The sequence below is a fragment of the Faecalicatena contorta genome, from assembly GCF_021531995.1.
In the GTDB taxonomy this organism is placed as follows: Bacteria; Bacillota; Clostridia; order Lachnospirales; family Lachnospiraceae; genus Dorea_A; species Dorea_A contorta_A.
Genome location: NZ_JAFBIZ010000321.1, coordinates 1 through 244 on the forward strand (window position 1 = coordinate 1; position 244 = coordinate 244).

Sequence of the window (244 nt, forward strand, 5' to 3'; positions counted from 1 at the left end):
CAGCAGAGGTCATAGTAAGCCGGAGTGCGAACAGTGCAAAGGACGAAGGACTGAATCAAGAGGAGTCTTTAGTACGACCCGGAAAGGAGGAACGAGCACATGAGTGCAGAAAACACAGAAAGCTGCTGGGACTCGGACTGCCGGAATGGGCAGCATGCGAAGCAGCCTACAGTCGTAAGGCTTATTGGCGAATGGCGGGAAATGGTGTGGTTCAGAGAGCACTAACAAAAGAAAGACTGATACA

1 pseudogene is annotated in these 244 nt (G+C 51.2%); it reads left to right on the forward strand.

Annotated elements, in window-relative coordinates:
* Positions 1 to 244, forward strand: a pseudogene (locus JQM82_RS16165) (hypothetical protein); the annotation flags it as partial.